Annotated in this window: 2 protein-coding genes; one reads left to right on the top strand and one right to left on the bottom strand. The window is 56.5% G+C overall.

What is annotated here, in order from left to right:
• Positions 1 to 1,702 (bottom strand): phosphoenolpyruvate synthase (gene ppsA, locus Q7O77_RS16465; RefSeq protein ID WP_304169779.1); only part of this gene is annotated, 1,702 nt, incomplete at its 3' end.
• Positions 1,703 to 1,979: 277 nt separating this feature from the next.
• Between ppsA and Q7O77_RS16460 the strand changes: the two genes are divergently transcribed.
• Positions 1,980 to 2,807: a pyruvate, water dikinase regulatory protein gene (locus Q7O77_RS16460; RefSeq protein ID WP_304169777.1), complete on the top strand. Its 828-nt coding sequence runs from the start codon at positions 1,980 to 1,982 to the stop codon at positions 2,805 to 2,807.
• The last annotated feature ends 179 nt before the right edge of the window (positions 2,808 to 2,986 follow it).

The raw sequence follows: 2,986 nt of genomic DNA, 5'->3' as shown, positions 1-2,986 counted from the left end.
CCAACGTGGCGATCCCTTCCTTCAGGCGTTCGATATAGAACTCGACCGGATCGTCATAGCCCTGCATCAGACCTTTGATCTCCTGCTGCAACTGCGGCGTCTGCTGATCAAACTCCAGCAGCGCGCGCGGATGCACGCCAATCATACGGTTGATTATAAATTCGAGCCGCGCCAACCCTACGCCGTCGTTCGGCAGGCAGGCGAAGTCAAAAGCGCGATCCGGGTTTCCGACGTTCATCATGATTTTGAGCGGCAAGGTCGGCATCGCGTCAACAGGTGAGCTTTTGACCGTGAAGTCCAGCAGATCCTGATAGACGTAGCCGGTATCGCCTTCCGCGCAAGAGACGGTGACCTTCTGCCCGTTGCCAAGCCGCTCCGTCGCATCGCCGCAGCCAACAACGGCCGGAATCCCCAGCTCACGGGCGATGATCGCCGCGTGACAGGTGCGCCCGCCCCGGTTGGTGACGATTGCCGCGGCCTTTTTCATAATCGGCTCCCAGTCGGGGTCGGTCATGTCCGTCACCAGTACATCGCCTGCGTTAACCAGATGCATTTCGCTGATGTCGTTAATGTTTTTCACTTCACCCGCACCAATGCGATGGCCGATAGCGCGCCCCTCCACCAGCACGTTACCGCTGGCGGGAAGATGGTAGCGTTCCATGACCTGACCATTCGACCGCACGGTTTCCGGCCGCGCCTGCACGATGTACAAACGACCGGTGTGGCCATCCTTCGCCCACTCGATGTCCATTGGACGGGCATAGTGTTTTTCAATCAGCAGCGCCTGATGCGCCAACGCCTGCACTTCGTCGTCCGTTAAGCAGAAACGGTCACGCTGCGCCTCTGGTACGTCTTCGATGCTGACCTGCTTGCCATGTTCCTGACTGGGGGCGTAGACCATACGGATCTTCTTCGACCCCATATTGCGGCGCACTATCGCAGGCTTGTTATTCAACAACGTGGGCTTGTGGACGTAAAACTCATCCGGGTTGACCGCGCCCTGCACGACCATCTCACCCAGCCCCCAGGCCGCAGTGATGAACACCACCTGATCAAATCCGGATTCCGTATCCAACGTGAACATCACGCCGGACGCCGCCAGATCGGAGCGCACCATACGCTGGATCCCGGCAGACAGCGCGACCCCACGGTGGTCGTAACCCTGATGTACGCGGTAAGAGATAGCGCGATCATTAAACAGCGAAGCGAACACATGCTTAACCGCCGTCAACACGGCATCGAAGCCCTGTACGTTGAGGAACGTCTCTTGCTGACCGGCGAAAGACGCATCGGGCATATCTTCGGCCGTGGCCGACGAGCGGACGGCGAAGGAGGCGTCCGGGTCGTCCTCGGACAACTGCTGATAGGCATCGCGTATCGCCTGTTCCAGCGCAGGCTGGAATGGCGTATCCACAATCCATTGGCGAATTTGGGCTCCGGCTTTCGCCAGCTGATTCACGTCGTCAATATCGGTTTGATCCAGCAGCGCGTAGATACGCTGGTTGATGCCGCTTTGCGTCAGAAAATCATTGAACGCCTGAGCGGTGGTGGCGAAGCCGTTGGGGACTTCCACGCCCAGCGATGACAGGTTGGTGATCATCTCACCCAGAGAGGCGTTCTTGCCGCCTACCCGTTCCACGTCATGCATACCGAGCTGGTCGTACCACAAGACATTACGCTTATCTGTACCGTTGTTGGACATCGAAATTATCCTTCTGCATACAATGTAGGGTATGGAAGCACTGCTGATGGAAACCTCAGCTTTTTCGAGCGTAGCATAGCGTTTTGTAAAGCAGGGAAAGGTGAATCGATCAACCCAGTGAAAAAAAATTGTCGCTTCGGATTCACATTGCGCGGTCGGGAAAAAACATCAATAGTGAGTAGGTTTGCCCACCTAATCAGAAAGATATGCTCTGTCTCCGTCCTGGATGCCAAACCATACACGGCGTGCGCGGAGCCTATCGTCTTGAGGAGTCCCTGTGGAACGAAGCGTCTTTTATGTCTCCGACGGCACCGCCATTACCGCCCAAGTGCTGGGGCATGCCGTGCTCTCTCAGTTTCCCGTCGATATCACCAGCTATACCCTGCCGTTTGTCGAAAGCACCAGCCGGGCCAACGCCGTCCGGGAGCAGATCAACGCGATTTACCAACAAAGCGGTGTGCGCCCGCTGGTGTTCTACTCTATCGTGACGCCTGCGATCAGGGACATCATCGTCAGTAGCGAAGGCTTCTGTCAGGATATCGTGCAGGCCCTGGTCGCCCCGCTGCAGCAAGAGTTGAACATCGCGCCGAGTCCGGTGGCAAACCGGACTCATGGACTGACGGCCAATAACCTGATCAAATACGACGCCCGCATCGCCGCTATCGATTACACGCTTGCGCACGACGATGGCATTTCTTTGCGCAATCTCGATCAGGCTCAGGTCATTCTGCTTGGGGTTTCCCGCTGCGGGAAAACGCCTACCAGCCTGTATCTGGCGATGCAGTTCGGTATCCGCGCGGCCAACTATCCGTTTATCGCAGAAGATTTGGACAACCTGAATCTGCGGCTGCCTGAAGCGCTGCGTCCGTATCAGGACAAACTGTTTGGACTCACCATCGATCCGGAGCGGCTCGCCGCCATTCGCGAAGAGCGGCGCGGCAATAGCCGCTATGCATCGCTGCGTCAGTGCCGGTTGGAGCTGCGTGAGGTGGAGGCGCTCTACCGCCGCTATCAGATCAAATACATCAATACCACCAATTATTCAGTGGAAGAGATATCCGCTCGCATCATTGATATCCTGGGCATGAGCAGGCGCATGTACTAGTACGCGAATACAAAAGGTGGTAGACTTTCCCGCATCGTGCTGAAGGGATAACCGCCAGAGCATTGAAGCTTATTTCATGCGCTCCGCATTCACTACGCAGCACCCCTCTTCCTTATTAATGAGAATGCTTTCATGTCCCAGATTGATGAACTCCGCAGCTCACGCCTTGATACGCTGCT

The organism is Lonsdalea britannica (genome assembly GCF_946477055.1).
In the GTDB taxonomy this organism is placed as follows: domain Bacteria; phylum Pseudomonadota; class Gammaproteobacteria; order Enterobacterales; family Enterobacteriaceae; genus Lonsdalea; species Lonsdalea britannica_A.
The sequence above is the reverse complement of the archived record's forward strand: the minus strand, read 5'-3'. Positions and strand labels throughout refer to the sequence as shown.